Origin of the sequence: Mesorhizobium sp. M0037 (assembly GCF_040323635.1) — a bacterium.
Classification (GTDB): domain Bacteria; phylum Pseudomonadota; class Alphaproteobacteria; order Rhizobiales; family Rhizobiaceae; genus Mesorhizobium.
Genome location: NZ_JAMYVB010000001.1, coordinates 72,360 through 97,064 on the forward strand (window position 1 = coordinate 72,360; position 24,705 = coordinate 97,064).

The 24,705-nt window shown below is 62.3% G+C and carries 23 protein-coding genes; 9 read left to right on the plus strand and 14 right to left on the minus strand.

From position 1 onward, the window contains the following. Window positions 1-205: 205 nt before the first annotated feature. Window positions 206-1,432 (plus strand): anion transporter, encoded by a 1,227-nt coding sequence (locus tag NKJ78_RS00395; RefSeq protein WP_352460562.1) that lies wholly within the window; start codon window positions 206-208, stop codon window positions 1,430-1,432. Between the two features lie 97 nt (window positions 1,433-1,529). Here NKJ78_RS00395 and NKJ78_RS00400 read toward each other — a convergent pair whose 3' ends face one another. Next, window positions 1,530-2,120: a TetR/AcrR family transcriptional regulator gene (locus NKJ78_RS00400; protein WP_023739191.1), complete on the minus strand. Its 591-nt coding sequence runs from the start codon at window positions 2,118-2,120 to the stop codon at window positions 1,530-1,532. Between the two features lie 81 nt (window positions 2,121-2,201). On the opposite strand from NKJ78_RS00400, the gene NKJ78_RS00405 reads away from it, so the two are divergent. Beyond that, window positions 2,202-3,086 carry a crotonase/enoyl-CoA hydratase family protein gene (locus NKJ78_RS00405; protein WP_023739192.1) on the plus strand — a complete coding sequence of 295 codons (885 nt, stop codon included), beginning with the start codon at window positions 2,202-2,204 and terminating at the stop codon, window positions 3,084-3,086. Here NKJ78_RS00405 and NKJ78_RS00410 read toward each other — a convergent pair. From NKJ78_RS00410 to NKJ78_RS00430, 5 genes are all read right to left on the minus strand, one after another. Then, the gene (locus NKJ78_RS00410; RefSeq protein WP_023739193.1) at window positions 3,062-3,373 is read right to left on the minus strand and encodes a cupredoxin domain-containing protein; all 312 of its coding nucleotides are present in this window, start codon (window positions 3,371-3,373) and stop codon (window positions 3,062-3,064) included. The genes NKJ78_RS00405 and NKJ78_RS00410 overlap by 25 nt on opposite strands. Before the next feature lie 10 nt (window positions 3,374-3,383). Next, on the minus strand, window positions 3,384-3,908 hold the full coding sequence (locus tag NKJ78_RS00415) for a DUF4142 domain-containing protein (RefSeq protein WP_023705691.1): 525 nt from the start codon (window positions 3,906-3,908) through the stop codon (window positions 3,384-3,386). Between the two features lie 115 nt (window positions 3,909-4,023). Further along, window positions 4,024-4,692 carry an RNA polymerase sigma factor gene (locus NKJ78_RS00420; protein WP_023705692.1) on the minus strand — a complete coding sequence of 223 codons (669 nt, stop codon included), beginning with the start codon at window positions 4,690-4,692 and terminating at the stop codon, window positions 4,024-4,026. A gap of 103 nt (window positions 4,693-4,795) precedes the next feature. Then, entirely contained in the window at window positions 4,796-5,884 is a 1,089-nt protein-coding gene (locus NKJ78_RS00425) for an HPP family protein (RefSeq protein ID WP_023739194.1), read from the minus strand. 225 nt (window positions 5,885-6,109) lie between these two features. Next, window positions 6,110-7,279 carry a cystathionine beta-lyase gene (locus NKJ78_RS00430; protein ID WP_352460563.1) on the minus strand — a complete coding sequence of 390 codons (1,170 nt, stop codon included), beginning with the start codon at window positions 7,277-7,279 and terminating at the stop codon, window positions 6,110-6,112. Window positions 7,280-7,737: 458 nt separating this feature from the next. Here NKJ78_RS00430 and NKJ78_RS00435 point away from each other — a divergent pair, with 458 nt between their 5' ends. The 5 genes from NKJ78_RS00435 (at window position 7,738) to NKJ78_RS00455 (ending at window position 12,837) form a co-directional block, all read left to right on the plus strand. Continuing rightward, complete coding sequence (locus NKJ78_RS00435) at window positions 7,738-8,766, plus strand: amino acid ABC transporter substrate-binding protein (protein ID WP_023671480.1); 1,029 nt, start codon at window positions 7,738-7,740, stop codon at window positions 8,764-8,766. Between the two features lie 62 nt (window positions 8,767-8,828). Further along, window positions 8,829-10,016, plus strand: coding sequence for an amino acid ABC transporter permease (locus tag NKJ78_RS00440; protein WP_023671481.1), 1,188 nt, complete (start codon window positions 8,829-8,831; stop codon window positions 10,014-10,016). A 4-nt stretch (window positions 10,017-10,020) separates the two neighbouring features. Next, on the plus strand, window positions 10,021-11,178 hold the full coding sequence (locus tag NKJ78_RS00445; protein WP_352460564.1) for an amino acid ABC transporter permease: 1,158 nt from the start codon (window positions 10,021-10,023) through the stop codon (window positions 11,176-11,178). Between the two features lie 84 nt (window positions 11,179-11,262). Continuing rightward, window positions 11,263-12,066 (plus strand): amino acid ABC transporter ATP-binding protein, encoded by an 804-nt coding sequence (locus tag NKJ78_RS00450; protein WP_023671483.1) that lies wholly within the window; start codon window positions 11,263-11,265, stop codon window positions 12,064-12,066. A 105-nt stretch (window positions 12,067-12,171) separates the two neighbouring features. After that, window positions 12,172-12,837, plus strand: a complete 666-nt coding sequence (locus NKJ78_RS00455) for a TIGR02117 family protein (RefSeq protein ID WP_352460565.1) — start codon at window positions 12,172-12,174, stop codon at window positions 12,835-12,837. Between the two features lie 193 nt (window positions 12,838-13,030). Here the strand turns inward: NKJ78_RS00455 and NKJ78_RS00460 are convergent, their stop codons facing one another. Together NKJ78_RS00460 and NKJ78_RS00465 are read right to left on the minus strand one after the other, a co-directional pair. Beyond that, window positions 13,031-14,269 (minus strand): FAD-dependent monooxygenase, encoded by a 1,239-nt coding sequence (locus NKJ78_RS00460; protein ID WP_352460566.1) that lies wholly within the window; start codon window positions 14,267-14,269, stop codon window positions 13,031-13,033. Between the two features lie 19 nt (window positions 14,270-14,288). Next, window positions 14,289-14,534 carry a zinc-finger domain-containing protein gene (locus NKJ78_RS00465; protein WP_023705697.1) on the minus strand — a complete coding sequence of 82 codons (246 nt, stop codon included), beginning with the start codon at window positions 14,532-14,534 and terminating at the stop codon, window positions 14,289-14,291. 233 nt (window positions 14,535-14,767) lie between these two features. Here NKJ78_RS00465 and NKJ78_RS00470 point away from each other — a divergent pair, with 233 nt between their 5' ends. After that, window positions 14,768-16,960, plus strand: coding sequence for an RNA degradosome polyphosphate kinase (locus NKJ78_RS00470; protein WP_023700662.1), 2,193 nt, complete (start codon window positions 14,768-14,770; stop codon window positions 16,958-16,960). Next, complete coding sequence (gene ppx, locus NKJ78_RS00475; protein WP_023697723.1) at window positions 16,960-18,492, plus strand: exopolyphosphatase; 1,533 nt, start codon at window positions 16,960-16,962, stop codon at window positions 18,490-18,492. Before NKJ78_RS00470 ends, ppx begins: the two co-directional genes overlap by 1 nt. 258 nt (window positions 18,493-18,750) lie before the next feature. On the opposite strand, the gene NKJ78_RS00480 is transcribed toward ppx, so the two are convergent. From NKJ78_RS00480 to NKJ78_RS00505, 6 genes are all read right to left on the minus strand, one after another. Beyond that, entirely contained in the window at window positions 18,751-19,158 is a 408-nt protein-coding gene (locus NKJ78_RS00480) for a DoxX family protein (protein WP_352460567.1), read from the minus strand. Window positions 19,159-19,296: 138 nt separating this feature from the next. Next, entirely contained in the window at window positions 19,297-19,719 is a 423-nt protein-coding gene (locus NKJ78_RS00485) for a DoxX family protein (protein ID WP_023697721.1), read from the minus strand. A gap of 255 nt (window positions 19,720-19,974) precedes the next feature. Next, complete coding sequence (fumC, locus tag NKJ78_RS00490; protein WP_352460568.1) at window positions 19,975-21,372, minus strand: class II fumarate hydratase; 1,398 nt, start codon at window positions 21,370-21,372, stop codon at window positions 19,975-19,977. Window positions 21,373-21,950: 578 nt separating this feature from the next. Further along, window positions 21,951-23,036 carry a glycosyltransferase family 10 domain-containing protein gene (locus NKJ78_RS00495; RefSeq protein WP_352460569.1) on the minus strand — a complete coding sequence of 362 codons (1,086 nt, stop codon included), beginning with the start codon at window positions 23,034-23,036 and terminating at the stop codon, window positions 21,951-21,953. Window positions 23,037-23,040: 4 nt separating this feature from the next. Further along, window positions 23,041-23,802 (minus strand): SDR family NAD(P)-dependent oxidoreductase, encoded by a 762-nt coding sequence (locus tag NKJ78_RS00500; RefSeq protein ID WP_023727885.1) that lies wholly within the window; start codon window positions 23,800-23,802, stop codon window positions 23,041-23,043. 127 nt (window positions 23,803-23,929) lie between these two features. Then, on the minus strand, window positions 23,930-24,691 hold the full coding sequence (locus tag NKJ78_RS00505) for an NIPSNAP family protein (RefSeq protein ID WP_023739200.1): 762 nt from the start codon (window positions 24,689-24,691) through the stop codon (window positions 23,930-23,932). Window positions 24,692-24,705: the final 14 nt, after the last annotated feature.

Consider the following 24,705-nt stretch of genomic DNA (forward strand, 5'->3'; position numbering starts at 1 on the left):
GTGTCTCATTCCCAATCTCGGCCGTCTCAAGATCAAGCTCCGGTTGCTCCCGGCATCGGTCAACCCGCGATTTTGCCCACCGATTTTCGCATTCGGATCGTTATAGGCTTTCGCTTTGCTGGAGCGGCGTTAAAGCTGCCCGGCAAATGCCCGAGCGGGAACAGTCCGTTCCTGCGTCGGTTCGTTTGGACAAGGATGTCTGCCAATGACATTGATGGGCGCAGCGGCACTTTTGATCCTTGTCCTGACTTATGCCGGCGTCGCAATCGGGCGTATTCCAGGCCTCCGTCTCGACCGGGCTGGGATCGCCTTGCTGGGGGGGGCGGCGATGATCGCCATCGGCGCACTCAGTATGGAAGATGCCTATCGCGCCATCAATTTCGACACCATTACGCTGCTGCTCGGCATGATGATCGTGGTGGCGCATCTGAAGGTGTCCGGCGCCTTCCGGGCGCTTGGCGCCTACGCTATCGAGCATGCGCACGCGCCTTTCGTGCTGCTGGTGATGGTGACGCTGTTGACCGGCGTGTTGTCGGCGTTCCTGGTCAACGACGCCATCTGCCTGGTCATGGCGCCGATCATCGTCCACGTCACCCGTGTCATCAATCGCAATCCCATTCCCTATCTGATCGCCACCGCCACCGCGTCCAACTGCGGCAGCGTCGCCACCATCACCGGCAACCCGCAGAACATGGTCATCGGCGCGCTGTCGGGAATTTCCTACCCGGCTTTTTCGGCCGCCCTGGCGCCGGTTGCCCTCTTCGGCCTCGTCGCGGTCGTCGTCATCGTGCGCATCGTCTACCGCGCCGAATTCGCCCGCACCGCCGATCTCAACCCGGAAGTCTATCGCGGCCGCATGCTGCCGGGACAGGTGCTGAAGGCGGTGGTTGTCTGCATTGGCCTGGCCATCGCCTTCTTCGCCGGCGTACCGGTTGCCAAGGCAGCGCTCATCGGCGGCGCCATCCTGCTGCTCACCCGCGCCATCAAGCCGGCACGCATTTACCGCGAGATCGACGGCCCGCTGCTGTTCATGTTCGCCGGCCTGTTCATCGTTGTCGCCGGCGCCGAAAAGACGCTGCTGACGCCCGACATCATCGCCTCGGCCAAGAACCTCGAGCTGGACGACGTCTGGCGTCTATCGGGCTTCACCGCGGTGCTCTCCAACATCATGAGCAATGTTCCGGCCGTGCTGGCGCTGCGGCCATTCATACCCGGCCTTGAAAACCCCGGGCGTGCCTGGCTGGTGGTGGCGATGAGCTCGACGCTGGCCGGCAACTTCACCTTGCTTGGCTCGGTCGCCAACCTGATCGTCGCCGAACAGGCGCGGGCGGCCGGCACGCAGCTGTCCTTCTCAGCCTTCTTCAAGGTCGGCCTGCCACTGACGCTGCTCACCCTTGCCGTCGGCACGGCATGGCTGGCGGCTGGATTCTAGAGCAACTCCACGAAAAGTGTGAAGCGGTTTTCCGTCCGGATTGCGTCAAAACAAAGAGATAGAGTGTTTCGCCGTCTCCATTAGACGGTGAAACGCTCTAGCGGATAGTCGCCGATCCTAACCTTGCCCGAACCAGCGTTGCAGCGGCATGTCCGGCCGCCTCGACATAGTCGGGGTTGCGGTGGATCAGCATGATCGAGAACGCGCCGTCCATCAAAAGCACGATTTCGCGCGCCAGGGTCCGCGGCTCGTCGACGCCGTGGCCTGAGAGTTCGCCGGCCAACCAGGTCTCGAAATTCTGCTTATGCCGCGCCCCCGCTTTAACGGCGGGGTGTCCGGGCATGGAAGCGAGTTCGGCTGCCGTGCGCAGGAAGCCGCAGCCTCTCCATTTCGGGTGCTTCGCCACGCGCGCCAGATTGGTGAAAATCGCCTCGACCTTGCGCTCGACATCGCCTTCGGCCATCTCGAACCAGCCGGCCATCTGCTTGAGGTTCGGCTGGTCGCGACCGTCGAGATAGGCCGCGATCAAATCGTCCTTGCTCTTGAAATGATAGTAGAGCGTGCGCTTGGTCAGCCCGGCTTTTTCCGCCACTGCATCGACGCTGACGCGGCCGATCCCCTCGGCATAGAACAGCTTCGTTGCGGCATCGACAATGCGTTTGCGGGTAGGGCTCGGTGCTTCGCTCATACGCAAGTATACCGACCAGTGAATATACATACAACCGAAAGCCTGATCCTCTCCGTCGACAAACACACGGAAGGAAAAGACATGACCGAGCTTGTGCTCACCGAGGCCCGCAACGGGATCGCCATCCTCACACTTAATCGGCCGGAAAAGCTCAACGCCTTGAACTATGCGCTGATTGATCGCCTGCTTGCGCTCCTCGATGCCGCCGAGACCGACGGTGCCATCCGCGCCGTCATCCTCACTGGAGCAGGAGAGCGCGCCTTCTCCGCCGGCGGCGACATCCATGAATTCTCAGGCAGCGTGGCCATCGGCGTCGACGTTGCCCTGCGCGACTTCGTCATGCGCGGACAGCGGCTGACGGCAAGGCTGGAGGCATTCCGCAAGCCCGTCATCGCCGCCGTCAACGGCATCGCCTTCGGCGGCGGCTGCGAGATCACCGAAGCCGTGCCGCTCGCTATCGCCAGCGACCGCGCCTTGTTCGCCAAGCCTGAGATCAACCTTGCAATGCCGCCTACTTTCGGCGGCACGCAGCGGCTTCCGAGACTGGCAGGGCGCAAGAGGGCGCTCGAGCTGCTGTTGACCGGCGATTGTTTCCCGCCGCCGCGCGCCGTCGAACTCGGCCTCGTCAACCAGGTGGTGCCGCATGAGGAGCTGATGCCCGCCGCAATTGATCTTGCCCGGCGCATGACCAGACATTCTCCTGCAGCAATTGCCTCGATCCTCACAGCAGTGGCGCGGGGCCTGAACCAGAGCATCGCGGAAGGCTTGGCTGTCGAGGCCGAGCAGTTCGCCCGCATGGCACCGACCGCTGATCTGCGCGAAGGGCTGGATGCCTGGATCGCACGGCGCCAGCCGGGCTGTGACGGCTCGTGGACACACATCACCCGGCCGGATGAAGCCAGGCGAGCCTCAACGCAGCAGGACGGGCTTGCGGACCGGGATCAAGGCGCCGTCACGGCCACATGACCTTTCATGTTGGGGTGGAAGCGGCAGAAATATTCGACCGCTTCCGCCTTCCGCAGGTTCAGGCTCGCTGTTGTCTTCGGCGGGATCATCACTTCCCAGCCACCCTTGACGGTAGCCGTATGTGCGAACACGTCCTTGTTCACCCACTTGATCGTGTCGCCGACCTTCGCGTCGACGGTGGCCGGCGAAAAGACAAGTTTGTCGATGGTGACCTGGATGGTTTCGGCCTGCACGGGTGAGGTCCCGAAGACCAGCGCCAGTGCAATCCACAGCTGCCGTTTCGACATGGCCTGGTCCTTACTTCAGCATACCTGCAACATGCTCGGCGTGCTGTTCATGGCCCTGGAAAATCTTCAGGCCGGTCTCCAGCAGGCTCTTCAACTCGGTATTACTGGCCGATGGGATCAAAAGGGTTTCAAGCGCGCCGTCGACCTGTTTGTGGTAGGCGATCTCGTTGTCGACATAGGCTTTGTCAAAGGCTGCGCCGTCGAGTTTGGCGAGCTTCGCCCGCTCCTCGGCCGCAGCCTTGGTCAGCGCCTGGCTGGTTGCGTTGTCTTCCGGCGTCACCTTCAGCTTCTTTACCAGTTCCAGTGCCTGCGCGTTGACCGCTTCGTGGTCGCGCACCATGTCGTTGGCGAAATCCACGACCTCCTTGGTCTTCGATTTCTTGATCGCCTGCTTGGCGGCTTCCACATCGATGACGCCTGCCGTGTAGGCGATGTGGGCGATCTGCGGGTCCGTCGGCTTGTCGGCGGCTTGCGCGAGCGGGGCAGCGCCAAGCAGCAGCAAGGCAGCGAGGGCGGCGGTGTGTCGGGTAACCATGGCATCTCCTTCGCCCGGACGCGGGATCGCGCCGGGCCGTGTTTTTCAGTTGACGGTCATTGGATGCGCAGCGGCGGCAAACGTTCCCGGGGAAATCGGCCAAATCAGCCGATGATCAGCTCTCCAGGCCGAGCCGCTGCATGACGGCGCTGGTCAGCCTGTCGCAGCGCCGGCCGGCAAACGGGAAGGCGTCGAGCAGCACCGGCCCGATCTGGTCGTCGAGTGCCTTGCGTACCAGGGCGCGGGCGCGGTGTAGCCTTGTCTTGACGGTTTCCGGCCGCACGCCAAGCAGCTCGGCGGTCTCCTCGATACTGAGCCCCTCGATAACCCGCGCCACGAACACCGTCCGATAAACATCGGGTAGGCTGTCGGTCGCCCGTTCCACCAACTCGAGGATCTGCCGCTGCGCCATCGTCCGCTCCGGATCGTCGCTGGGATTGAGGGGGAACTGGATGATTTCGGCTTGCGGGTTTTTCGCCACCGTCCGCCGCCTTTTGCGCAGACGACCGAGCGCCTCGTTGATGACGATGCGCGACAGCCAGGTGGCCAATGAGGACTCCCCGCGAAAGGCATCGAGATGGGCAAAGGCTCTGACATAGGCCTCCTGGACGATGTCCTCGGCTTCAGCATCGTTGCGCACCACCCCGCGAGCGATGCGATAGAGCCGCTGATTATGGGTCTTCATGATGATGCGGAAGGCGTTGCCTTCGCGTGCCAGCGCGCGGCGCACGAGAAGCATCTCGCTTGAGGCAGCAGTGGGCATTGGTAGAGACATAGCAGGCATGGCCAGTTCCTCGATCCAATCCCCGTTCGAAACCTCGATCAAGACATTGGATGACATCGCCGGCAAAAGGTTCCCGGCCATTTTCGCCCGGCTCCGACGGCGCCTAGAATACTGCTTCCGCCAGCGGCTTGTCAGCAGCCTGCGCTCGTGCCGTTGCCGCAAGCAGATCGGTCTGCGTGATCAGGCCAAGGATGCGGCTGTCCCCGTCCACGATCATGACTGCATGGGTGCGGCCGTCGGTGAGCACCGGTAGCAGGGCCATGGCGGGCGTACCGGCGGCGGCGGTCGACGCTGTCGACGTAACGCTTCCGACGGCTTCGTCGGCTCGCGCCAATTCCCTCAATCCAACGGTGCCGACCAGCCTGGCGTCCTTGTCTACAACCGGCAGCGTGCGGATATTGTGGTCGAGCAGCAGATGACGCGCCCGATCGGCGGACGCGTGTTCATCGACCGAAATCACGTCGCGCGACATGATGTCCTCGCACAACATGGTTCGGTGTGCGCGCATCGTCGCTTGCAGTTCGACCTGTCGCAGCAGCTGTTCGAGATCGTTGCGGTCGATGTCGAAGGTCTCGTCGAGCGCAGCCAGCGCGGCATCGATGTCCTCGGCCCGGAAGCCGATGCGCTCCTGAGCCGGCGGATCGCTGGTTCCGTGCGTGCTTTTCGGGGCAGGGGCCGGCACATGCGGGTAGCTGCGTCGCGACAGCCTGTGGAAAGCATAGCCGAGCGCGACCAGCATCATGGAGTTCAGCGCCACCGGCACGAACGGAAACAGGAAGCCGGCACCGATCACGGCCGGCCCGCCGAGCACGGCGGTCAGTGCGGCGGCTCCGCCCGGCGGATGCAGGCAGCGCGAGAACGACATGGCGGCGATCGCCATCGCCACGGCAATGCCCGTGGCGAGAACGGGCTGATGGACGAAATGGGCCACGATCACGCCGACCAGCGCCGATATTGTATTGCCGCCGATGATCGACCATGGCTGCGCCAGCGGGCTTGCAGGCACCGCGAACAGCAGCACCGCCGACGCCCCCATCGGCGCCACCAGCAGCGGCACATGCGGGCCATTGCCAAGCACCAGCGCGCCGATCGCGCCGGTCAGCGCAATGCCGATCATCGCCCCGATGCAGGCGATGAGGCGCTCGCGCAGCGTCGCGCCGGCGAGAATGGGGACAAAGAGACGAAAGGCCATGGCAAGCTCAGTCCGGCTGGAATTGTGCGCGCAGCGCCTGCAATGGCGTTGGACCGACGATTTTGAAAGTCAAACCGATCCGAAAAAGCGCGCATTGGGGAAATAACATTGCGCTTGGCCGACCCATGAGCGGCTTTGCGACGTCGATCGCCTGCGAAAGTCGCTCGCCAATCCTTTCAACGGGTTGGGCGGACCAGCGGAATCAGCTTCGCAAGTTTGCTGGTCTCATGCCGCAGCGGCCGCTTCCAGCCCGCGCAGGATATCGGCCTTGAGGTCCTCGACATCCTCGAGTCCGATCTGCAGCCGGATCAGCGGGCCGTCATAGGGGCCCTTGGCGACGGTACGGTCGCCGAGGAAGACCGGCACGGCAAGGCTCTCATAGCCGCCCCAGGAATAGCCGAGACCGAAGATTTTCAACGCATCGAGGAAGGCATGCTGCTGTCTCTGGCCGCCGCCTTTGAGCACGATGGAAAAGATGCCGCTCGAGCCGGAAAAATCACGCTTCCACACCGCGTAGTCGGGGTGGCTGGGAAGCGCCGGGTGCAGCACGCGGGCCACGCCGGGCTGGCCTTCAATCCAGGTGGCAATCGAAAGCGCGCTCTTTTGATGGTGATCCAGCCGAACGCCCATCGTGCGCAGGCCGCGCAGGACTTGGTAGACGTCGTCGGGGCCGGCGCAGCAGCCCATCGTGTAGAACGTCTCGCAAAGCTGCTTCCAGCAGTTGGCATTGGCAGACACTGTGCCCAGCAGCACGTCCGAATGCCCGGCCGGATATTTCGTCGCCGCATGGATCGAGATATCGACGCCGTGGTCGAGCGGACGGAAATAGAGCGGCGTTGCCCAGGTGTTGTCCATCATGACGATGGCGCCCGTTTCATGCGCCGCCTTGGCGATCGCCGGAACGTCCTGCACCTCGAAGGTGTTGGAGGCCGGTGATTCCGTAAACACGACTTTGGTGTTCGGCTTGATCAAGCTGGCGATGCCGGCGCTGGCATGCGGATCGTAATACTCGACCTCGACACCCAGCCGCTTCAGCATCGTGTCGGCGAAATTGCGGGTCGGATGGTAGACGGAATCGACAATCAGGATGTGATCGCCTGCCGAGAGAAACGCCAGCAACGGGACGGTCACCGCCGCCAGGCCCGACGGCACGATTATTGTGCCGGCGGAGCCTTCCAGCGCGTCGATCGCATGCGCCAACGCATCGGTGGTCGGCGTGCCGCGTGTGCCATAGGTGTATTTCTGGCTGCGCGCCGCCATCACCGACGCATTGGGATAGAGCACGGTCGAGGCATGCACGATCGGCGGATTGACGAAGCCGAAATAGTCGTGCGGATTGTTGCCCGAATGGGCAAGCCGCGTGTTGATACCCATTTCGTTGCCGTCAGTCGCCATTGCTCTTCGCCTTGTGGTGAAAGCGCTAGCCATAGAGCGGCGGCATTGGCCGTGCAACAGCGGGCGCCCGCCACGCGGTGCCCTTTGCATAGGCCAATTCCCCCATGAATAGTCTGGAACGCGTGGCAATCCAGAGCCGCGGATTTCATGAGTGGATGTGGATTAGCGTCGACGGACTTTGCCGTTTTTGTTTGCGGGGCTTGCTGCTTTCCTGAGGGTGTTGTCCGCAATTCAGGCATTTGCGGCAATTGGTTTTCAAAGCTGTCGTGAAACGGTCATTTCCCTTGACCTCACAGAGATAATCGCCTTCGATGCAGTTCGTGAATGGGAGGGGCCGGGCGTCGATTACGATGCGAGGTTCCGGAATGAGCCGGATGGGAGCCGGGTTCACGCGGGAAAAGATCAGGATTTGCCTGAGGATCAGGGTTTACCTGAAAACAGAAAAGGGTCTGTGGGTTATGAAACATATTGCAATTGGCATTCTCGGTGCCGCTGCGCTTGGATGGATGGCTTCGGCCGCGTCGGCGACAACGCTCGATACCGTCAAGGCGAAGGGCTTCATCCAGTGCGGTGTCTCGACGGGCCTGGCCGGCTTCTCGGCGCCTGACGACAAAGGCGATTGGAAAGGCATCGACGCGGATTTCTGCCGCGCTGTCGCTGGTGCAGTCTTCGGCGATGCCTCCAAGGTCAAGTTCACGCCGCTCAGCGCCAAGGAGCGCTTCACCGCGTTGCAGTCGGGCGAGATCGATCTCCTGTCGCGCAACACCACATGGACCATCAATCGCGATACCGCGCTTGGCCTGAACTTCATCGGCGTCACCTATTATGACGGCCAGGGTTTCATGATCAACGCCAAGAAACTGCCTGGCGTCAATTCGGCTCTGCAGCTTTCAGGTGCGGCAGTCTGCGTGCAGAGCGGCACCACCACCGAGCTCAACCTCGCCGATTACTTCAAGGCGAACAAGATGGAGTACAACCCGGTCGTCTTCGAAAAGCTGGAAGAGGTCAACGCTGCCTATGACGCCGGCCGCTGCGACGTCTACACCACCGACCAATCCGGCCTCTATGGCATCCGCCTGACGCTGAGTGCGCCGGCCGACCATGTCGTGCTGCCCGAGATCATCTCCAAAGAGCCGCTCGGCCCTGCCGTACGCCAGGGGGACGACCAGTGGTACCACATCGTCAAGTGGACCTACTTCGCCCTGTTGCAGGCAGAGGAACTGGGCATCACCCAGGCCAATGTCGAAGAGATGAAGACCTCGGATAATCCGGAGATCAAGCGCGTGCTCGGTCAGGAAGCCGAAACCAAGATCGGAACCGACCTTGGCGTGAGCAATGACTGGGTCGTCAACATCGTCAAGGCAGTCGGCAATTACGGTGAGATGTTCGAGCGCAATGTCGGCACCGGCAGCCCGCTGAAGATCGCGCGCGGCATCAATGCGCTGTGGACCAAGGGCGGCCTGCAATACGCACCGCCGATCCGCTGATCGAAATGTGATCCGGAAGGCAGATCATCTGCCTTCCGGTTTCTCTTTCCAGGGGATGAGCAATGGCGTCGCAGGAAGTTCTTCGCGAGGAGCCGAGCCGCGGTTCCTTCATCAACGATCCGAAAGTCCGCGGGTTTTTCTTCCAGGCGGTGGTTGTCATCTTGCTGGTGGCGGGCGTCTGGTGGATCGTCCACAACGTCATCGTCAACCTGCAGCGCCTGCATATTACTTCCGGTTTTGGCTTCCTGAACAACCGAGCAGGCTTTGACATTCCAGTCAGGCCCATCGCTTATGATTCCGATTCGACCTATGGCCAGGCCATTGTCGTCGGGCTTATCAACACCATTATCGTCGCCGTTGCCGGGATTATCACCGCGACCATCATTGGCTTCATTGTCGGCGTCGGCCGGTTATCGCGCAACTGGCTGGTTCGCAAGATTTGCACGGTCTATGTCGAGGTGTTCCGCAATATCCCGCCGCTGCTGGTGATCTTCTTCTGGTATTCAGGCGTGCTCGCGGTACTGCCGGCGCCTCGCGACAGTTTCAATTTGCCGTTCGGCTCTTTCCTCAACCAACGCGGTTTCTATTTTCCGCGCGCTATCTGGGGCGACGGCTCCTGGCTGATGTTTGTCGCCTTGCTTGTCGGCATCGCCATGGCTTTTTTTGTCGCGCGCACGGCACGCCAGCGGCAAATGGCAACCGGCCAGCAGTTTCCCGTATTCTGGACTTCGGCGGCGCTGATCGTCGGCCTTCCGCTCCTGGCCTATGCGCTGAGCGGCTTTCCCTTGAGCTTCGACTTTCCAAAACAATCGACCTTCAACCTGACCGGAGGCTTTCAGATCGGGCCGGAGTTCCTGTCTCTCTATTTGGCGCTGTCCTGTTACACGGCCTCCTTCATCGCCGAGATCGTGCGCGCCGGCATTCTCGGCGTCAGCAAGGGTCAGACCGAAGCGGCTGGCGCCCTGGGGCTGCGGCCGGGATCTATCCTGCGGCTTGTCGTCGTTCCCCAAGCCATGCGGATCGTCATCCCGCCGCTGACCAGCCAGTATCTCAACCTGACCAAGAACTCGTCGCTGGCCATTGCCATCGGTTACCCCGACCTGACGGCGATCGCCGGCACAGTGCTGAATCAGACCGGTCAAGCGGTCGAGGGTGTGCTGATCATGATGGTCGTCTATCTCATCATCAGCCTGGTGACGTCGGCGGTGATGAATGTGGTCAACGCCAGGATGGCGCTGGTGGAGAGGTAAGGCCATGCAGGAACATGATACCTCCTGGGTGCGGACCGAAATGGCACTCGCTCAACAAGCCCCGGCCGGCGTGCGGGGGCCTTTGGCCTGGGTTCGCAAGAACCTGATCGGTTCGGTGGGCGACGTCATCCTGACTGTAGTGGCTATTGCGCTGGTGGTGATGATCGTGCCGCCCATCGTCAACTGGGCCTTCATCAACGCCCAGTGGACGGGGGCGGACCGGACTGTATGCGCCACGGTGGCGCAAGGCGGCATCCAGCCGGACGGCTGGTCAGGCGCCTGCTGGGCCTTCGTCAACGCGAAGTTCGGGCAGTTGATGCTTGGCCGCTATCCCCTGGAAGAGCGCTGGCGGCCGATCCTGGTCGCCGTCCTGTTCGTGGCGCTGCTGGTGCCGTTGCTGATGCCACGTGTGCCGCGCAAGGGGTTGAACGCCATTCTTCTATTCCTGGCACTGCCGATCATCGCGTTCGTGCTCCTGGTCGGCGGCATCTTCGGCCTGCCGCATGTGGAGACCCAGCTATGGGGCGGGCTGCTGGTGACGCTGAGCCTGTCCTTTGTCGGCATTGCCGTGTCGCTGCCGATGGGCATCGTGCTGGCGCTCGGCCGGCGCTCCAAGATGCCGATCGTCAAGACACTGTGCGTGGTCTTCATCGAGTTCGTTCGCGGCATCCCGCTGATCACCGTTCTGTTCTTTGCCAGCGTCATGCTGCCGCTGTTTCTGCCCGCCGGGGTTTCGTTCGACAAATATCTCAGGGCGCTGATCGGCGTCTCGCTGTTTGCCGCCGCCTATATGGCCGAAGTGGTGCGCGGCGGCCTGCAGGCGATCCCCAAGGGCCAGTATGAGGGTGCGGATTCGCTTGGCCTGGGCTACTGGCAGAAGATGGTGCTGATCGTGCTGCCGCAGGCACTGAAGCTGGTCATCCCCGGCATCGTCAATACCTTCATCGGTATGTTCAAGGACACAAGCCTCGTCATCATCATCTCGATGTTTGACCTGCTTGGCGTCGTCAAGCAGAACTTCTCGGACGCCAATTGGGCGACGCCACAGACCGCGAGATCCGGTCTCATCTTTGCAGCCTTCGTCTTCTGGCTGTTCTGCTTCGGCATGTCGCGCTATTCGATGTACACGGAACGCCGGCTCGACACCGGCCACAAACGTTGATGCATGTCGCCCAAAAGTGTTTAGCGGTTTTGGGACAACGGCATGCATCATAGCTAAAAGACAGAACAAAAAGGGGAACCTGCCATGGTCATAGAAAACGCCGTCAGCGCCGAAGAGATCAAGGTCGATGCCAAGAAGATGCACATCTCGACCACCGATGTCGCCATCGACATCATCGGCATGCACAAATGGTATGGCGAGTTCCATGTGCTGAAGGACATCAACCTCAAGGTGATGCGCGGCGAGCGCATCGTCATCTGCGGTCCTTCGGGCTCGGGCAAGTCGACCATGATCCGCTGCATCAACCGGCTGGAAGAGCACCAGAAGGGCAAGATCATCGTCGACGGCAAGGAACTCACCAACGATCTCAAGAAGATCGACGAGGTGCGCCGCGAGGTCGGCATGGTGTTCCAGCACTTCAACCTGTTCCCGCATCTGACCATCCTGGAGAACTGCACGCTGGCGCCGATCTGGGTGCGCAAGACGCCGAAGAAGCAGGCCGAGGAAATCGCCATGCACTTCCTCAAGCGTGTCAAGATCCCCGAACAGGCCAACAAATATCCGGGCCAGCTGTCGGGCGGCCAGCAGCAGCGCGTGGCGATAGCGCGTTCGCTGTGCATGAACCCGCGCATCATGCTGTTCGATGAGCCGACCTCGGCGCTCGATCCAGAAATGATCAAGGAAGTGCTGGAGACGATGGTGGGCCTGGCCGAGGAAGGCATGACCATGCTGTGCGTCACCCACGAAATGGGCTTTGCCCGCAAGGTCGCCAACCGGGTGATCTTCATGGATCAGGGCCAGATCGTCGAGCAGAACACGCCGGCCGAGTTCTTCGACCATCCGCGCCACGAGCGCACCAAGCTGTTTCTGTCGCAGATCCTGCACTGAGCATTTTCATGCGAAGCAAAAGAGCCCTGCCGTAATGCGGCCGGGCTCTTTTGCTATCTGGGGTCGGGGTTGATCTTCTCCATTGAAACACAAAGCCGCCGCCGCATGAGAAAAGCCCTGCGTTTCGTGGCCATGCTGATTATCGTGGTCGCGCTCGCTGCCACGCTCGGCACGCTGGTGCCGCGTCCGCTGTGGCCGGCGTCAGCGGCGGGTGAGGGCACGCGCCATATTCTGGTGCTGGAGAATCCGATCCACACCGACATCGCCATTCCCGTCGATGACGAGGTGCGCCGGCGCTTCCATTTCCTGGTCGCTGCCGGCATCCCTGTCGACGCCCCGGAAGTGCGCTACATCGTCTTTGGCTGGGGCGGCCGGGCCTTCTATCTGGAGACGCCGAGCTGGTCGCAGCTGAAGACAGTGCCCGTCCTCAAGGCGCTGACACTGGACGCCTCGGTCATGCATGTCGATATCGCCGGGGCCATCGCCGAGCCGCACCCTGCTGTCACCGGTTTCGACATCGATGAGGAACGTTTTGCAGCGCTGCTCGACTATATCGACGCGAGTTTCCAGCAAGGGCCGAATGGTCCGATCGTCATCGAGAACGCCGCCTATTCCAGCTTCGACCGCTTCTTCGAGGCGAACGGCCATTTCAACGCGCTTGTCGGCTGTAACACCTGGACAGCCGCCGGCCTGCGCACCGCCGGCCTGCGCACCGGCTGGTGGAACCCGCTGCCGGCCTCGCTGGGCTTGTCGATGCGGTTTTATAACTAGCAGTCCTTCATCGCACCGCGGGGACAGCACTCCCCTCTGGCCTGCCGGCCATCTCCCCCGCAAGAGGGAGATCAGCCGTTTTGCCCGCGCTCCTGCTGCAACGCCGGCGATTTTGGCGAAGGCGACGGCGACATCCAATCTCCCCCCTTGCGTGGGAGATGTCCGGCAGGACAGAGGGGAGTGGGAAGGATCGCTACGTTGACGATCTAGACTGCCGAGTGTCCGCTCGCCATCCATAGAGCCAGTCGAGGTCGGCGGCGAGCTTGTCGGGCGAGCGCATGGCCAGGAACAGATTGCGGGCGATCGCCACCGGGCCGGCAGCATGCCAGGCGAGGCGGTTTACGGCCCCACGACGCGCGGCCTTGGCGACACGCGGCCGCCGAAGATTTTCCCAGATTTGAAAACTTCTGGGCAGATCGCCAGGGAAATCGGCGATAGCGTCGGCAAGCGTGATGGCATCCTCGATCGCCATTGCCGCGCCCTGTGCGGCAAACGGCGTCATCGCATGCGCGGCGTCGCCGATCAGCGCGATGCCCTGCGGGCTCGTCCACCGCTGTTGTTCGACGGTATGGATCGGAAAGGCCGTCCATGGGCCGGCCAGTGCCACGAGCTTCGTCAGGCCCGGCGCGGTGCCGCGCAGGGCAGCCGTGAGGATCGCGGGATCGGCATGGCCCGACCAACCTTCGGCCATGCGCTCACCCTTGGTGAAGGCGGCGAGATTGAAGGCCTGGCCTTTGCTGACGGGGTAGGCGACCATGTGGAAGCCAGGATGCAGGAACGTGGTGACGCAGTCGGCGGCGCCGATCGCGGCAAAGGCTTCTCCGGCCGCACCGTCGGCTGCGATTGTAGCCCGCCAGGCGAGTTCGCCCGAAAAACGGCTTTTGACGAAGTCCTCGCCTGCGAGTTGCGCCCGGACCGCCGACCAGACGCCGTCGGCGCCGACCAGCAGTTTGCCGCGTGCCTCGATCTCGCGGCCGTCCACTTCGGCGGTCACGGCGACATATTGCGCGTCTTTGACGATGCCGGTCACGCGGGCGCCGGTGATGAGCTCAATCTGCGACCGTTCAGCCATTTGCCCCAGCAGCGCTGCCTGCAGATCTGCGCGATGGGCGACAAGATAGGACGACTGCCAGCGCGCTTCGGCGGCGTGCCCGAGCGGTACCCGCGCCAGTTCGCGCAGCGTCCCGGCGTCCTTGAGCACGACCGCTTCCGGCCGCAACGCTGCGGGCAGCAGTCGGTCGAGCACGCCGAGTTTTCCAAGAATGCGTGTTGCGTTGGGCGAAAGCTGGATGCCGGCGCCGGCCGCTTCGAGGTGCTGTGCCTGTTCGATAAGCTTTACCGGATAACCCCGTCCGGCGAAGGCAAGGGCAGCGGTCAGCCCGGCGATGCCGGCCCCGGCGATTATGACCTGCCGGGACCTGATGTCTTCCATCGGGCTTGTCGCGGAAGGATCAGGCGGCCTGGTCGATATAAAGGCAACCAGCCGGCAGCGTTTCCGTCGCCCTCAGCTTCGCCGAATAGCGGTAGAGCGTCGAGCAATAGGGGCAGACCTTTTCATTGTCGTCGCCCATGTCGAGGAACACGTGTGGATGGTCGAAGGGCGGGTTGGCGCCGGTGCACATGAATTCCTTGACGCCGATGTCGATTGCCGGATGGCCCGCATCGTTCTGGAAGTGGGGAATGGAACCGCCTGCCATCGTCGTCTCCTTGATCTCGTCGAAAAGCATCTGGAACATAACAGGCCTGTTTGCAAGATCGATGAAATGAAACTGTCGCAAAAGCCTGTCAGAGGATACGGTGAGCCGGTTAAGTGCATGTCCCTGAAATCGGAATGGTTTTCGCCGAAGGGCCATGCGTCACAAAAGCGTGTTAGAGGCATGGCACGTCCAGCGGCGCTCCAAGGGACGGTTGGCGGGGAAGAGCAGGAACCATGAACGAACTGAAGCCGGTGCAGAGCGAATTCATCAATGTCGAGGTGGCGAGCCCCGAGGGCGGCAACCCCGATCGGTTCGTCAACCGTGAGTTCTCCTGGCTGCAGTTCAACCGGCGTGTGCTCGAGGAATCACAGAACGAGCACCATCCGCTGCTCGAACGCGTCCGTTTCCTGTCGATTTCGGCCGCCAATCTCGATGAATTCTTCATGGTCCGCGTCGCCGGCCTTGCGGGCCAGGTGCGCGAAGGCATTGCGCTCAAGAGCCCCGACGGCCGCACGCCGGAGCAGCAGCTGGAACAATTGCTGCGCGAGGTCGAGCGGCTGCAGGAGGACCAGCAGAACAGCCTTTCGGCGCTGATGTTGCTGCTCAACAAGGAAGGCATTGAGAGCATCACCCGCGATGCACTGACCAAGGATGAAAAAGTCTGGCTGGAAGACCATTTCCAGGACCAGGTTTTCCCGGTGCTGACTCCACTGTCGATCGACCCGGCGCATCCGTTTCCGTTCATTCCCAATCTCGGCTTCTCGATGGCGCTGCAATTGCGCCATCGCAAGAATGGCGAGGAGATGAGCGCGCTTCTGCGCCTGCCGGTGGCGCTGAAGCGCTTCATCCGTCTGCCCGACCGCAAGCAGCACGTTCGCTTCATTCCACTGGAGGAGGCTGTCGGCCTCTATATCGGCAAGCTGTTCCCCGGCTATGAGGTCAAGGGTTCAGGCACCTTCCGCATCATCCGGGACAGCGATATCGAGGTCGAGGAAGAGTCGGAAGATCTCGTGCGCCTGTTCGAGACGGCGCTGAAGCGCCGCCGCCGCGGTTCGGTCATCCGCATCGAATTCGACAAGTCGATGCCCGGCGAATTGCGCGAGTTCGTCGCCGGCGAGCTTGGCGTCTCTTCGAGCCGCATCAGCGTTCTGACCGGCCCGCTGGCGCTCAGCCAGATTTCCGAGATCGTCGCCGTGCCGCGCGACGACCTGAAGTTCACCCCCTACAATCCACGCTTTCCCGAGCGCATCCGCGAGCATGGCGGCGACTGTTTCGCGGCCATTCGCGAGAAGGACATCGTCGTCCACCACCCCTATGAATCCTTTGACGTGGTGGTCCAATTCCTGCGCCAGGCGATGGCCGACCCGGAGGTGGTGGCGATCAAGCAGACGCTCTACCGCACCTCCAACGACAGCCCGATCGTGCGCGCCTTGGTCGACGCGGCCGAGGCAGGCAAGTCGGTGACCGCCCTGGTCGAGCTCAAGGCGCGCTTCGACGAGGAGGCCAACATCCGCTGGGCGCGCGACCTCGAACGCGCCGGCGTCCAGGTCGTGTTCGGCTTCCTCGAACTGAAGACCCATGCGAAAATGTCGCTTGTGGTGCGGCGCGAGGACGGCAAGCTGCGCAACTATGTCCATCTCGGCACCGGCAACTACCATCCGGTGACCGCGCGCATCTACACCGACCTGTCCTTCTTCACCACCGATCCGACGATCGCGCGCGATGTCGCCCAGCTGTTCAACTTCATCACCGGCTATGCCGAGCCGACCGATGAGATGCGGATCGCCATCTCGCCGTTTACGCTGCGCAGCCGTATCCTCAAGCACATTGCCGACGAGGTCGCCTACGCGCTGGCTGGCCGTCCGGCGCGCATCTGGATGAAGATGAACGCGCTCGTCGATCCCAACATCATCGACGCGCTCTATGACGCCAGCCGTGCCGGCGTCGAGATCGATCTCGTCGTGCGCGGCATCTGCTGCCTGCGGCCGCAGGTGCCCGGCCTGTCGGAAAACATCAGGGTCAAGTCGATCGTCGGCCGCTTCCTCGAACACAGCCGCATCTACTGCTTCGGCAACGGCCATGGCCTGCCGTCGGACGAGGCGATCGTCTACATCGCCTCGGCCGACTTGATGCCACGCAATCTCGACCGCCGCGTCGAGACCATGGTGCCGATCACCAATCCGACGGTGCATGAACAGATCCTTGGCCAGATCATGCTGGGCAACATCATGGACAACCAGCAAAGTTTCGACGTATTGGCTGACGGAACCTCCCGGCGCGTCGTGCTGGAGGAGGGTGAGGAACCGTTCAACGCGCAGGAATATTTCATGACCAATCCGAGCCTGTCGGGACGGGGTGACGCGCTGAAGTCGCATGCGCCCAAGCGCATCGCGCAGTTCAAGCGTCGCAAGAAGAACACCGGCTGATGATTTCAACGTCCCAAGGCCGGCTGCAGGATCGCCGGCCGCTGTCCATCATCGACATCGGCTCGAACTCGATCCGCCTTGTCGTCTATGAAGGGTTGGCGCGCTCGCCGACCTTGCTGTTCAACGAAAAGATGCTGGCCGGCCTCGGCCGCGGTATCGTTTCGACCGGCAAGCTCGATCCCGAGGCGGTGACGCGCTCGATGGAGGAGTTTCGCCGTTTCCGCGCGCTCTCCGATCAGGCGGGTGCGGAGCACATGTTTGTGCTGGCAACGGCCGCGGCCCGCGAAGCGATCAACGGCCCCGATTTCATCCACCGCGCCCAGGATGTGCTCAAGACCGAGATCCGCGTGCTCACTGGCCGGCAGGAGGCGCATTATTCGGCGCTTGGCGTCATTTCGGGCTTCCACCCCGCCAATGGCATTGCCGGTGATCTTGGCGGCGGCAGCCTGGAGCTTATCGACATCAATGGCGAGGCGATCGGCGACGGCATCACGCTGCCGCTGGGTGGCCTGCGGCTGCAGGACATGGCCAGGAATTCGCTCGCCCAGGCGGCAAAGATCACCCGCGACGAACTGGCGCGCGCCAAATTGTTGAAGGGCGGGCTGGGACGGCCCTTCTACGCCGTTGGCGGCACCTGGCGAAACCTTGCCCGGCTGCACATGGAAATGACCAACTACCCGCTTGGCGTCATGCACCACTATGAGATCGGTGTCGAAAGCGCCGCCAATTTCCTGAAGCAGGTGGCGAAAGGCGAGATCGAGAAGGTCAAGGGCATCGAAGGTGTGTCGAAGAACCGCCGTTCGCTGCTGCCCTATGGCGCGGTCGTGCTGCAGGAGATCATGGCGGCGATGCAGCCGTCGAAGATTATCGTCTCGGCATTGGGCGTGCGCGAAGGGTTTCTCTATTCGCTGCTCGACCCTGCCGAGCAGAAGGCCGATCCGCTGGTCTCCGCTTCGGAGGAACTGGCGCGGCTGCGGTCGCGCTCGGTCACCCATGCGCATGAGCTTGTCGAATGGACGGACAAGACCTTTGCCGCCTTCGGCATCGACGAGACGGAGGATGAGGCGCGCTATCGCCACGCTGCCTGTCTGCTGGCCGATATAGGCTGGCGCGCACACCCGGAATATCGCGGCAAGCAGTCGCTCAACATCATTGCCCACGCCTCCTTCATCGGCGTCGATCACCCCGGCCGTGCCTTCCTGGCGCTGGTCGGCCTGTTCCGCCACGAAGGCGTGTTCAACGATGCGGCGCCGGAAATCCGCGGCCTGGCGACGCCGCGCTATCTCGAGCGCGCCCGCATCCTGGCGGCGGTGCTGCGCGTCGTCTATCTGCTGACTGCGGCCATGCCCGGCGTCATGCCGCGGCTGAAATGGGAAAACCGCGGCAATGGCACGTTGGCGCTGGTGCTGCCGGCCTCACTTTCCGATCTTTACGGCGAACGCCCGGCCGGACGGCTGGCGCAACTGGCGCGGATCACCAACCGCCGGCTGGTGCTGGCGGTCGAGGGTGGGCAGAGCGTGTCGGTGAAGTAGGCGCGGCCTGACAGCAAAACCATGTCGTCGTCGGCCTCGCGTTCGAGGACCGGCTTCCTCAATCCGTCGCTGCTTCGCACCGCCACCTTCCCCCTCCGGAGGGAAAGGAAGGGAGCCTCGTTGGAAAGCGTTGGCGGCAATAGGCTCGCGCCCTTCCTCTACCGCGTCGATCGGGGAGAGGTGGCTCGGCGAAGCCGAGACGGAGTGGGGGTCGACCTGCCTCGGCGAGGAATCAACCTGGGACGATATTTGACGATATCAGACCGCGGCGCGGCGCCCATCGATCGACCAGGCCCCGGCGCCGGCCATGGCTAGCGCCAGGAATCCACCGGCGATAGCAATATCCTTCATCAGCATCTGCTGGTGCAGGAAGGTGAGCATCGGGTCATCGCCGCCCTGGCCGTAGTGGCCGATGGAGCCTGCAACGACGCAGAAAGCGGCAAGAAGTATCGCAACGACCGGCGTCTGAAAGCCGACCAGTACCAAGAGACCGGCAATCAACTCGAACAGCCCGGTGCCCCAGGCGGCAAGCGTCGGCAATGGCATGCCGAGGCCGGCGAAATAGCCGGTCGTCCCGGCAATGTCGGCGAGCGCGTGGTAGCCGGAGGGAACGAGCAGGACGGCGAGCAGCAGCCGGGAAATCAGAAGCAATGCATCGCGGGGCATGGTCATCTCCGATGTCTGTCCGCCGGCTGTTTCGAGACCGATCCTAGCAGGGATGGGTCGAGCGTGCGCTTGGGCAGACAACGAAAAAGCGGCGTGGAAAATTCCACGCCGCTTTTTTCAGGCTTGGGAAGGGAAAGCTCAGCCGCGCTTGGCGTCGATCGAGTAGGTGCCAGGGCCTGAGGAAGCCAGCAGCAGGAAGCCGCCGGTGATGGCGACGTTCTTCAGGAAATGGATCATCTGGTTCTGGTCGGCCCAGCCGGTATGGGCGACAAAGGCCGAGGCGATGGTGAAGACCGCGAGCACCCAGGCGGCGATGCGGGTCTGAAAGCCAACGAGCACGGCAAGGCCGCCGAGCAATTCGATCAGGCCGACGACAATGGCCGTTACGGTCGGCACCGGCAGGCCCATGGCGCCGAAATAGCCGGCGGTGCCGGAAATGGCGGTGAGCTTGCCGAAGCCGGAAAGCAGGAAGATGGCGGCGAGCAGGATGCGGCCGAGCAGGATGGTGGTGGAGCTGTTGGACGCGATGCCGGCGCCGGCAGCGGAAGTGTTGATGGACATGGTGGCTCTCCGAAAAGGGTTGATGTCCCGTCAGATAGACCAAGCCGACTGTTCACCAAAGCCGCCAGTCCGGCGACACATTGTTCACAGGACGTACATTTCGGGATCGTTCGACCGACGCAAAATTCTTGTCGCGGCCAGCAGCGGCGGGAGCAAATTGTCCCGCCACAAAATTCGGATTTCTAGTTGACGCAATCCCCAAGAAGAGGGCTGCGCGCTTCCCGGGGAAACGCAAGGCACTTTCCCTGGAATCGCTTAACCCGGATGCGTCATGTCCTCCGGCCGCACCAGCCGGTCGTAGTCTGCCTCGCTGACCAGCCCAGTGGCCAGTGCTTCCTCGCGCAAGGTGGTGCCCTTCTTGTGCGCGGTCTTGGCGATCTTGGCGGCATTGTCGTACCCGATCGTCGGCGCCAGCGCGGTCACCAGCATCAGCGAGCGGTCGAGCGCGGCTTTGATGTTGTCTTCGCGAGCCTCGATGCCGACGACGCAATTGTCGGTGAAGGAGATCGAGGCGTCGGCCAACAACTGCACCGACTGCAGGAAGTTGTAGGCCATCAGCGGGTTGTAGACGTTGAGCTCGAAATGGCCCTGGCTGCCGGCGAAGGTCAGCGAGGCGTTGTTGCCGAACACCTGCACGCAGACCTGCGTCAGAGCCTCGCATTGGGTCGGGTTGACCTTGCCCGGCATGATCGAGGAACCCGGCTCGTTTTCCGGCAGCGACAGTTCGCCGAGGCCCGAGCGCGGGCCGGAGCCGAGGAAGCGGATGTCGTTGGCGATCTTGAAGAGGGCGGCGGCCGCCGCGTTGATGGCGCCATGCGAGAACACCATGGAATCATGCGCGGCGAGCGCCTCGAACTTGTTCGGCGCGGTGACGAAGGCGATGCCGGTGATTTCGGCGATGCGCGCCGCCACCGTTTCGGCAAAGCCCACCGGCGCGTTGAGGCCGGTGCCGACGGCGGTGCCGCCCTGCGCCAGTTCCTGCAGGCCGGGCAGCGTCATCTCGATGCGCTTGATCGAAGAGGCCACCTGCGCGGCGTAGCCGGAAAATTCCTGGCCCAGCGTGAGGGGTGTCGCGTCCTGCGTATGGGTGCGGCCGATCTTGATGATGTGGGCGAAGGCGTTCGTCTTGACCTCGAGCGCAGCGTGCAGATGCTTCAGCGCCGGCAGCAGATCGTGCACGATGCGCTCGGCGCACGCGATGTGCATGGCTGTCGGGTAGGTGTCGTTCGACGACTGGCTCATATTGACGTGGTCGTTAGGGTGCACCGGCTTCTTCGAGCCCATGACGCCGCCCAGAAGTTCGATCGCCCGGTTGGAGATCACCTCGTTGGCGTTCATGTTGGACTGCGTGCCCGAGCCGGTCTGCCAGACGACCAGCGGGAAATGATCGTTCAGCTTGCCGTCGATCACCTCTTGCGCCGCCTCGATGATCGCCTTGCCGACTGCCGGATCGAGCCGCTTCAACTCCATATTGGCTTCCGCCGCCGCTCGCTTGACGATGCCGAGCGCACGCACGATCGAGGCCGGCTGCTTTTCCCAGCCTATCCTGAAATTGCCGAGGGAACGCTGCGCCTGCGCGCCCCAGTAACGGTCGGCGGCAACCTCGATGGGGCCGAACGTGTCGGTTTCGGTTCTGGTCCTGGCAGCGGTCACTTGTCTCTCCGACGATCGAATTTGGCAACGGCGTATCGCGTTGCACAATGGCCTTCAAGCAGAGATTGCGGCCGGCAGGCAGTAAATCGGTTGAAGCAGTAGCGCCGTCCTTCGGGATCCTGCACCCTCCACTTTCGTCTGAAGGAAATTGCTCCTCAGTGCGGCTTGATCCCATAAAGTGGACGGAAACTTGCGGATTTAGCTCGATAAGATCATGTCGAGCTGGCGGATTGCTCTACGCAAACTTCCCCCAGGATCAGCAATGCGCAATTCACGTCTACCTACGAGCGACGCTGCCACACAAACTACCATCCGTGCCGGCGTCTCACTGGCAACAGCAGCGATGAGGTAGCTTATGCACTTGTCCTTCTGTTCAGTTTCCCGACCAAAATCCGGCATCGCATCCGGATCGAGCTTCGGATCGCGAAGCCGAGAATTTCAAGTCCACCCTGGGAGCGCCTCCACATGGCCTCGGAGATTTCCAAGATGCATGGCGGCAAGGTCGAAGCCGTCTCGACGTCGCAAGTGACGCTCTTTGTCCTCCGTATTTTGCTGAAAGCGCGCCTGATCGCGGACCGTCAGCTCGGAACCTTTTTCCTCCAACGGCGCAGCTTTGTCCTGAGATAGGATCTATAGCCGAACGGAAGTGTTCGCCGTCCGGAAGGCGTGCTTGTCCGCGCCTCCAGACGCTGGCGCACGACGCTCATCAGTCTGCAGAACGCGGGTGTTTCCAATGATTGCACCCGTTTGACGAGATTGTCGGGCAATGGCTTTGAGCGCCAGTCGAAATAAGCCTCGTAGTCTTGCGGCGTTGCGATCAGGTGCTGGAGATAGGCTGCAAGATCGCTGGCGCTGGCGAAGGCACTGGCGTCAATAAAGGAGTGCTCCGGAACGAACTCGTCCACATTGGGAGCGCCAAGGTAGATCGGCACCGTGCCCGCCATGAACGCGTCATAGATTTTCTCGGTGACATAGTCGGCCTCGATCGAGTTCTCCATGGCCAGGCAGAATTTGTGCCGCGCAATGGTTTCGATCTTGGTCTTCGAGCCCAGATCGGGGCCAGAGACCGATCGGTTGTTGCGATATCGGCCATAAGAATCGATCTTGATGTGGCGCGCCAGTTCGTTCGCCAAATCGACACGGCCGCTATAATTCAGGCCGGCCGACTGGAAGAGTGCGACCGGCGCTTCTTCCGTTTTCGGCACGATTGGTCTGGCCAGCGCATCTTTCCACCACACCGCACGCGGAAGGTAGGGTACCCAGACATCGGACCGGGATTCATGCGTCATGATGATATCGAAGTGCCGCATGAATTTGGGGTCGGCAAGTCGCTTGTAGTTTTGGCCGCATTCCATCGACCAGGCGACCCAATATTGACCAGGGTATTTGTAGGCATCGCCAACTTCGCGAAAGTTCGGAATATGGAAGACGACTGCCGCGGCCTCGGAAATCCGTCGTTTGTCCAGTGTCCACCGCCCGGGCATTTCGCACTGTATCGACGCGATATCGACGGGTTTGCTGAAGAACGTTGTGTAGAAGAGGATCAGTGGATCGATAGACGGCATGGCACCACGAATGTCTGAAGCATTGCTCAATCTGCAGACAGACGCGGTATCGGAAGTTTGGTCAAGTGCTCCGCTTGTTCGAGGCCGAGGGCCGTCCAAACGGTCACCCCGCCGTATACCCGCCATCGATCGCGAAAATGCCGCCGCTGGTCCACGCCGCCTCGTCGCTGGCCAGATAGACGGCGATGCCGGCAAGATCGCTGGTCTGGCCGATGCGGCCGAGCGGGTAGCTGCGCTCGACATAGGTTTTCAGCTCGGCTTGCGCTGCCGCCGGCAGGTTGTCGATCGACTTGCGCCGCATGGCGGTGTCGACCGTGCCGGGCGCAATCGCATTGACCCTGATGCCACGCGGACCAAGCTCGAAGGCCAGCGACTTGGTCAGCGAATTCAGCGCGCCCTTGGACAAGGAATACAGGCTCGACGGCCGCTTCGGGATCATCTTGTCGGCGAAGTAGGACGAGATGTTGATGACGGAGGCGTTGGCGCCGAGATGCGGCAGCAGCCGCTGGGTAAGGAAGAACGCCGCCGTCACATTGAGCGCGAAGGATTGCTGGAATTGGTGCTCGGTGACGGTCTCGAAAGGCACCAGATAAGCGACGCCGGCATTGTTGACGAGGATGTCGAGCGGGCCGGTTGCTTTCGCGCGATCGACCACGGCATCGATGCCGGAAGAGGTCGAGAGATCGGCCGACTGGGTGCCGACGTTGCCCGCCGCCGCAAGTGTCTCGCGGGCGGTCTCGAGCTTGCTGGTGTCGCGGCCGATGATCAGCACGTCGGCGCCCTCGCGCAAGAAAGCTTCCGATATGGCCAGGCCGATGCCGTCCGAGCCGCCGGTCACCAGTGCTCGCTTGCCAGAAAGTCTCATTGAATGCCAAGTCGCATCGAATGCTCTCGCTGTTGCCCGCGTCACGAAGCAATGCCGATCGGCGAGGGCGGTCAAGCCGCCGGCCTATCGCTCAGTATGAACTTCGGTTGGCCGCGTGCCGATCCGGTTACCGCAGCAGCGACTGCGACGTCGGCGTCAGGCGCAAGGTTTCGGTCCGCCACGTCACATCGGCCGCTTGCCATTGGGGCGAAGCGGCAACTGCGGCTTCGTAACTGGCATGCGCCTCGGGACTGTCGAAACCCGTCACCGCGATAAAGACGTTTTCGCTCAAGCGCACCGGCAGGCGGGGAAAACTGTTTTCAGCGTGCTCGGTGATGAAGGCGCCAAGCAACCGTCCGCCGGCGCCGATAAGGACCGGAACGGCGTCCGTTTCGAAATTGCCGGCGAAATCGGCTTCGGCGCCAGACCGCAGATGATGAATCTGGATGGCAACGATAGCGGTCAAGCGATTGTCTGCGCTCAGCTTTCCATCCGGCGGCATGGCGCCTCGCTGCGCGCCTGACAGATCGAAGCCGGCGCCTGGCCATGCCGGCTTCAAGAGCAGCACATCGTCGGAATCGATCATCGTCGCATTGGCGGCGTCGCGGTGCGCCGTCCACACCGGCCCGTCATAGAAGGCGGTGAGCGCCTGCTTCCGCGCTTCCATGCCATCGAAGCCGCGCAGCCAGACGAATATGTCGGGGCGGTCGAGGTCGCGGAACTGTCCGATGATGGTCATGCCGGCGTGTTCCTGGCCTTCGATGAACCGACTGTCGAAGATGTCGATCAGCGTCTCGCGCCGGCCCGGCTTCAGCGTGTACTGCCGCAACTCGACGACAGGCGAAGCGAGCAGGCTTGCCGTCGCAGGCGCATTCAGGGGTACGGTCATTGTGTCGTCTCCAA